This is a genomic window from Bradyrhizobium algeriense (assembly GCF_003062295.1).
Classification (GTDB): domain Bacteria; phylum Pseudomonadota; class Alphaproteobacteria; order Rhizobiales; family Xanthobacteraceae; genus Bradyrhizobium; species Bradyrhizobium algeriense.
Map to the genome: position 1 here is coordinate 403201 of NZ_PYCN01000004.1, position 6832 is coordinate 410032.

A 6832-nucleotide genomic window follows, 5' to 3' on the forward strand; every position below is an offset into this window, starting at 1 on the left:
ACGGATGTTTGCCCAACCGGAAACCTGGGTCGCGATTGCCTTCGTCATCCTGATGGTGCTGTTTGCCTATCTCGGCATCCACAAGACGGTGCTGACGGCGCTCGATCATCGCGCCCAGCGTATCAAGGCCGAACTCGACGACGCCCGCCGTCTCAAGGAGGAGGCCGCAAAGCTGCTCGGCGAGTACCAGACCCGGCGCGCCAGCGCCGAGCGCGAGGCTGAGGAGATCATCGCCAACGCCAAGGCCGAAGCCGAGCGCATTGCGACCGAGGCCAAGGCCAAGATGGAAGACTTCGTCGCCCGCCGCACCAAGACCGCGGAGAGCAAGATCGCGCTCGCCGAAGCCCAGGCGCTGGCCGACGTCCGTGCCGCCGCCGCCAATGCCGCCGTCGAAGCCGCCTCGACCATCCTGTCGAAGTCGGTCAAGGGCTCGGTCGCCGACGACCTTCTCGCCAAGGGCATTGCCGAGGTTCGCGCCAAGCTGAACTGAGCGCTTTCCACCCATCCATCAAAAACCGGCGCGAGACGATCGCGCCGGTTTTTTATTGCTTCTTCTTTTTCGGCGCCGGGCGTTCGGGCTTCAGGGCCTGCGGGTCGAAGCCGATATAGAAGATGTAGCTGTCGCCGTCGGCGCCGGGAGGCGCCGGATAAGTGAGATCTTCGGCCACCAGCGTGAACGGCTCGCTGCCGCCTTCCGTCATGGAGACCGTGGTCTGGTAGGCCTTGGTGGCGATGGTCTTTTCGGAGATGCCGCCGTGCACCACCGCGACGCGTATAGGGACCTGGACCGAGGGTGGCGCGCCGGCCGGGCCGGCAATGACGCGGCCCTGAATGCCGATCCGCGCCGTGATCACGCCGCCATTGACGCTGCATTCGCGGGCCATTTTGGAGATCGTCACCTGAAAGCGCAGGTCGTTGCCGACCGGCTGCTTGCCGGGTGCCGCGACGGCGTAGGTGGCCGCGCCGGCCCTGACCGTGACCGGTGGACAGGTCAGATCGCCCGTGTCCTGGGGCGCTGCCGGTGCATTGGTGGCCGGCTGCTCGTCCGACTTACCGCCGAACAGGCTCTTGAAACGATCGGTAATCGATTGCGCCGATGCCGGCGCCACCATCAGGCAGGCCAGCCCGCCCGCGACTGCGGCTGCCGCCATCACCCTGGCCAAACGATTGTTACCCATGCGACGTCCCTGAAATCCCATCGTCTCACGTCATTGTTCCCGGGCGGCGTTATAGCAGCCCAATGGCGGCGAACCCAAGGCACCCAAAAGGCTTGGAAATCAACGGTTCAGCCGCGGAAATCCTCATGCAGCAGGCCGAACAGCAGATGGTCCTGCCAGACGCCATTGATGCAGAGATAGCGCCGCGCCAGCCCCTCGCGGGTGAAGCCGCATTTCTCCAGCACCCGGATCGAAGGCGAATTGGAGGGAATGCAGGCGGCCTCGATGCGGTGCAGATTGAGCTCGCCGAACAGCGTCGGCAGCAGCACCCGCAGCGCCGCGGTCATGTAGCCGCGGCCGGCATGGGGCTCGCCGACCCAATAGCCGATGGTGCCGGCCTGCACGATGCCGCGGCGGACATTGGCAAGCGTGATGCCGCCGATCATGGCGCCGTCAGACTGGCGGAAGATGATGAACGGATAGGAGCGGTCGGCGGCGATATCTTCGGCGTAGCGGCGCAGCCTTCGGCGAAAGCCGGCGCGGGTCAGATCGTCCGACGGCCAGATCGGCTCCCACGGCGTGAGGTAGGCGCGGCTTTGCTCGCGCAATTGCGCCCATTGCAGGAAATCCGCCATTTGCGGCGCGCGCAGCAGGAGGCCGTGGCCGCGCGGCACGAGCGCGGCCGGTCCGCTGGTTGGCAAACGAAACAGGGCCATGCCCTTAATTCTCCCGCCCGAATTGCCTCTCCCTCGCCCCGCTCTTGCGGGGAGATGGTCGGGGTGAGGGGCTCTCTCCACGAGTTGCAATCGCGGAGAGAGCCCCTCACCCGGCGCTTCGCCGTAGCCGAGGCTATCGCCTCGGCGTTTGCTAAGTACGGCCGCCGAAGGCGGCCTATGCTCTCCCCGCAAGAGCGGGGCGAGGTTGAAACGCTAATGCAGCAGCGTCTTCGCCTTCGACCTGGTCAATCCTTCCGCAAAAGATACCGCCGTGTCCAGCCCCCTGCCGCTGCCAAGTGCTACGACCGCCGGCCGGCTGCGGGACAGCAGCGCATGCGCGGCGTTGCGGGTCGATTCAACGCTGACCGCATCGATTCTGGCGACCAGCTCTTCCACCGTCTGCGGCCGTCCATAGGCCAGCACGTGCCGCGCCAGCTGTTCGGCCCGGGAGGAGCAGCTTTCCAGCGCCATCAGAAGCCCTGCCTTCATCTGCGCCTTGGCGCGGGCGATCTCGGCTTCGGTCAGGGTTTCCACCGCATCATTGATGACGTCGACGATCACTTCCATCATTTCCGGCGCGTCGCCGGGATCGGTGCCGGTATAGAGGCCGAAAAAGCCGGTGTCGGAATAGGGCGCGTGGAAGGTGTAGATCGAGTAGCACAGGCCGCGCTTCTCGCGCACTTCCTGGAACAGCCGCGACGACATTCCGCCGCCGAGCGTATTGGTGAACACCTGCAGCGAGAACAGCGACAGGTCGGTCTGCGGCACGCCCTCGAGCGCCAGCGTCAGATGCGCCTGTTCGAGGTCACGATGCACCACGCGCGAGCCGCCTTTGCCGAACATCGCCGGTACCGGCTTCGGCGCCGGCGTGGCGTTGAAGCTGGCAAATCTTTGCGCCACTTCCTCCACCACGCGCTTGTGGTCGACCGCGCCCGCGGCCGCCACCACCATGTCGGGGCCGCGGTAGTGCGTCGAGAGATAGCCGCGCAGCATGTCGCGATCGAATTTCTTCAGGGTCTTGGCGGTGCCCAGCAGCGAACGGCCCATCGGCTGGTCCGGAAAGCAGAGTTCGTTGAGGTGCTCGAACACGACGTCGTCAGGGGTATCCTGCGCCGCGCCGATTTCCTGCACAATGACGCTCTTCTCGCGCTCGAGTTCATCCGGCACGAAGGATGGATTGGCGAGGATGTCGGAGAGCACGTCGAGCGCGAGCGGCACGTCGGCCTTCATCACCCGCGCATAATAGGCAGTGGTTTCGGTCGAAGTGCCGGCGTTGAGATCGCCGCCGACCGCCTCGATTTCCTCCACGATCTCCCGCGACGAGCGCCTGGTCGTGCCCTTGAAGGCCATGTGTTCCAGAAGATGCGAGATGCCGTGCTCGTTCGGCTTCTCGTCACGGCCGCCGACGCCGGCCCAGACGCCGAGCGCCGCTGTTTCCAGATGCGGCATGGTGTCGGTAACGACGGTCAGGCCGGACGGCAGCTTGGTTACGTCAACGCTCATCCGGCAACTCCCTGCTTCGCGGCACGGCTCACCGAGCGCACGAATCGCTCCACTTCAGCTGAATCGTTTTTCATCACCGTGATGTGTTCGGATTTGGTCATGAGACCGTCGAGCCACACCGGCAATTGCGGCCGCACGCCGCAGGCGGCTTCCACCGCATCGGGAAACTTGGCCGGATGCGCGGTCGACAGCACGATGTTGGGGATCTTCGAATCCGAGGTGTCGCGATCCGCCACCGCCAGCGCCACCGCGGTATGGGGATCGACGAGGTCGCCGGCCTCGCGCCAGGCGGCGCGGATCGCGGCAGCCGTCTCGGTCTCGTCGGCGCGCCCGGCGTCGAATTCCTCGCGGATCGCGGCGAGCATGGCGTCCGGCAGCACGAAACGTCCGGATTGTTTCAGCGAAGCCATCAGGCGGCGAACGCTGTCGGGATCGCGGCGGCCTGCTTCGAACAGCAGCCGCTCGAAATTCGAGGAGACCTGGATGTCCATCGACGGCGAGGCCGAGGCGTGAACCTCGCGCACTTCGTAGATGCCGGTCTTGAGGGTGCGCGGCAGGATGTCGTTGACGTTGGAGGCGATGCGCAGCCAGCGGACCGGCAGCCCCATCTTCTTGGCGACATAGCCTGCAAAGATGTCGCCGAAATTGCCGGTCGGCACGGTGAAATCCACTGTGCGCGCGGGCGCGCCGAGGGCGACAGCGGAAGTGAAATAATACACGACCTGGGCCACGATCCGCGCCCAGTTGATCGAGTTGACGCCGGACAGCGAGACCGCGTCGCGAAAGCCGTGATGGTTGAACATCGCCTTCAGGATCGCCTGGCAATCGTCGAAGGTGCCCTCGATCGCGAGCGCATGCACATTGGCCGCGCCTGATGTCGTCATCATCCGCCGCTGCACGTCGGAGATCCGCCCGTTCGGGAACAGCACGACCAGATCGACATTGTCGAGACCCGCAAACGCATCGACGGCGGCGCCGCCGGTATCGCCTGAAGTCGCGACCACGATGGTGGTGCGCTGGTTGCGCTTGGCCAGCACGTGATCCATCAGCCGCGAGATCAACTGCATCGCGACGTCCTTGAACGCCAGCGTCGGGCCGTGGAACAGCTCCAGCACGAATTGATTGGGCCCGACCTGGTTCAGCGGCACGACGGCCGGATGGCGGAACGTGGCGTAGGCTTCATTCGCCATGCGCCCAAGGTCGGCGTCGGAGATTTCACCCGCGACAAACGGCCGGATCACGTCGACCGCGACTTCCCAATAAGGCCGGCCGAAAAAGGAGGCGATGGTCTCGTGCGAGAGCTGCGGCCAGACCTCGGGCACATAGAGGCCGCCGTCGCGGGCGAGCCCGGTCAGCATCACATCGCAGAAACCCAGGACGGGGGCCTCCCCCCGCGTCGAAATATAGCGCGTCAAACCACCCTCCAAAGGCGCAAGCCATATGCCAAGCCTTTGATATTGATCATGTATTTTGCCGCGCCAAGCGCGGAGCGAGAGGCACCATAAAGCGTTTTGGGGCGAAGGGGAAATGCCATGGGGGAGAAAAAGATGAGGGGTGGCGGGGGTGGCTACCCGGTTGGGACGGAGCCGGCTGTCTCCCCGTCATTGCGCGCGAAGCGAAGCAATCCATCCTTCGGCGCACGAGGTGACAATGGATTGCTTCGCTTCGCTCGCAATGACGGTGGATATAGTTCGCGTTCTCGCGGCGCATTTGCGTCCGGGCAGCTTCGTAGCCCGCGCGTGCTCAGCTACTCATATCGAAGCGCATCAACCGGATCGAGCCGCGCCGCGCGCCACGATGGATAGAGTGTCGCGAGGAATGACAGCGTCAGCGCCATGATTACAACGGCGGCGGTCTCGCCAACATCGATCTCCGCCGGCAGCTTCGACAGAAAGTAGAGTTTTGGCGGAAACAATTCAGTATTGGTGAGCCAGGAAAGAAATTGCCGGATCGATTCGATATTCAGGCAAATCAGCATACCGACGAGAAAACCGGTCAGCGTGCCGGCCACGCCGATTGCGGCGCCCGCGATCAGGAACACCCGCATGATCGATCCTCGCGAGGCGCCCACGGTGCGCAGAATGGCGATATCGCTGCCCTTGTCCTTTACGAGCATGATCAGGCCCGAGACGATGTTCAGCGCAGCGACCAGCACGATCAAGGTCAGGATCAGAAACATGACGTTGCGCTCGACCTGAAGCGCGGCGAAAAACGCCGAGGTACGCCGGCGCCAGTCGACAAGAAACACCGGCCGCCCGGCAGCTTCGGCCACCGGCCGTCGGAAGCCGTCGACCTTGTCGGGGCTGGCTTCGATGAAAACTTCGATCGCGCTCACGTCATCGGCGCGATTGAAATAGGCCTGCGCCTCGGCGAGCGGCAGAAAAACCATCACGGAATCATATTCCGACATGTCGATGCTGAACACCGCCGCGACCTTGTAAGGCTTGATACGAGGCGCAATGGCCTTCGACGTCACGGCTCCGCCGGGTGCTACCAGGGTGATGTTATCGCCGGCACGCAGCGACAATTGATCGGCAAGCCTGCGTCCGATGGCGACCCCTTGTCCCTGCTCAAATGCATCCAGCGAGCCCTGCTGGATATTGCTGGCGATCGAGGCGAGCTTGTTGAGATCATCGGGGCGAATACCGCGAACGAGTACGCCAGAGGCATTGTGCGCCGATGACGCCAGCGCCGGACCGTCCACCACAGGAGCGGCAAGCCGAATGCCTGGAACCTGGCTGATGCGTTCAGTGACGTCCTGCCAATCCGTCAGCGGCTGTTCGATTGGCTGCACCACGAGATGACCGTTCATGCCGACGATCTTGTCGATCAGTTCCTTGCGAAAGCCGTTCATGACGGCCATCACGATAATCAGCGTCGCAACGCCGAGCATGATGCCGAGGAACGAGAAACCGGCAATAACGGAAATGAAGCCTTCCTTGCGACGCGCCCGCAAGTAGCGCCCTGACACCAGCCATTCGAACGCCGCGAACGGCAGGGGGCGCGGGGATTTTTCCATGGCCTCACTCTAGCGCGTTTTTGGTACGATTCGAGCGCTCGCTTCGATGAACAATCTTCATCCACTGCCATATTCCCGCCATGCCTGATCGGGCAGCACGAGCATGCGGGCGTGGAATGAAGCCGGTGACGAGAATGATCGACCGCGCTGCGGCCGGCATGAAGCACGACGTCGATGGCGATGTGGGCCTACGGTCTCAGAACGATCGCGCCGGCCGGCCTTCGTGTTCGAGAATTATGACATCTTCGGCATCGAAGGAAACCGAGCCTAGGATGTCGCCTGGTGTGAAGGTTTTCGGATGCCGGCCCCATGACCCAAATGTATGGTCCGGCCGCGCGTTGCAAGAGGTTTCGTCAACCTGGCAGATGCGGTCTTGCATCAATGTATCCGGCCTCTGATTGGAGCGTGTGGTGCTCCGGGCCATCATGGATATCAGC

The 6832-nt window shown here is 63.7% G+C and carries 7 protein-coding genes; 1 reads left to right on the top strand and 6 read right to left on the bottom strand.

The window, feature by feature from the left end:
• The first annotated feature begins 4 nt into the window (after positions 1-4).
• Positions 5-490, top strand: a complete 486-nt coding sequence (locus C7G61_RS12925) for a F0F1 ATP synthase subunit B family protein (RefSeq protein ID WP_108514456.1) — start codon at positions 5-7, stop codon at positions 488-490.
• A 52-nt stretch (positions 491-542) separates the two neighbouring features.
• Here the strand turns inward: C7G61_RS12925 and C7G61_RS12930 are convergent, their stop codons facing one another.
• The 6 genes from C7G61_RS12930 to C7G61_RS45660 all read right to left on the bottom strand — a co-directional run.
• Positions 543-1151, bottom strand: coding sequence for a hypothetical protein (locus tag C7G61_RS12930; RefSeq protein WP_108514501.1), 609 nt, complete (start codon positions 1149-1151; stop codon positions 543-545).
• 134 nt (positions 1152-1285) lie between these two features.
• Positions 1286-1873 (bottom strand): GNAT family N-acetyltransferase, encoded by a 588-nt coding sequence (locus tag C7G61_RS12935; protein WP_108514457.1) that lies wholly within the window; start codon positions 1871-1873, stop codon positions 1286-1288.
• 213 nt (positions 1874-2086) lie between these two features.
• Positions 2087-3376 (bottom strand): M16 family metallopeptidase, encoded by a 1290-nt coding sequence (locus C7G61_RS12940; RefSeq protein WP_108514458.1) that lies wholly within the window; start codon positions 3374-3376, stop codon positions 2087-2089.
• Positions 3373-4791, bottom strand: a complete 1419-nt coding sequence (gene thrC / locus C7G61_RS12945) for a threonine synthase (protein ID WP_190241782.1) — start codon at positions 4789-4791, stop codon at positions 3373-3375. Before thrC ends, C7G61_RS12940 begins: the two co-directional genes overlap by 4 nt.
• Positions 4792-5123: 332 nt before the next feature.
• Positions 5124-6395 (bottom strand): lipoprotein-releasing ABC transporter permease subunit, encoded by a 1272-nt coding sequence (locus C7G61_RS12950; RefSeq protein WP_108514460.1) that lies wholly within the window; start codon positions 6393-6395, stop codon positions 5124-5126.
• Between the two features lie 196 nt (positions 6396-6591).
• Positions 6592-6832 (bottom strand): hypothetical protein (locus C7G61_RS45660; protein WP_210205912.1); only part of this gene is annotated, 241 nt, incomplete at its 5' end.

Coding starts and splice junctions, on each gene's coding strand:
- C7G61_RS12930 (WP_108514501.1), bottom strand. CDS start 1,151: ATGGCGGCAGCCGCAGTCGCGGGCGGGCTGGCCTGCCTGATGGTGGCG.
- C7G61_RS12940 (WP_108514458.1), bottom strand. CDS start 3,376: ATGAGCGTTGACGTAACCAAGCTGCCGTCCGGCCTGACCGTCGTTACC.
- C7G61_RS12950 (WP_108514460.1), bottom strand. CDS start 6,395: ATGGAAAAATCCCCGCGCCCCCTGCCGTTCGCGGCGTTCGAATGGCTG.
- C7G61_RS12925 (WP_108514456.1), top strand. CDS start 5: ATGTTTGCCCAACCGGAAACCTGGGTCGCGATTGCCTTCGTCATCCTG.
- C7G61_RS12935 (WP_108514457.1), bottom strand. CDS start 1,873: ATGGCCCTGTTTCGTTTGCCAACCAGCGGACCGGCCGCGCTCGTGCCG.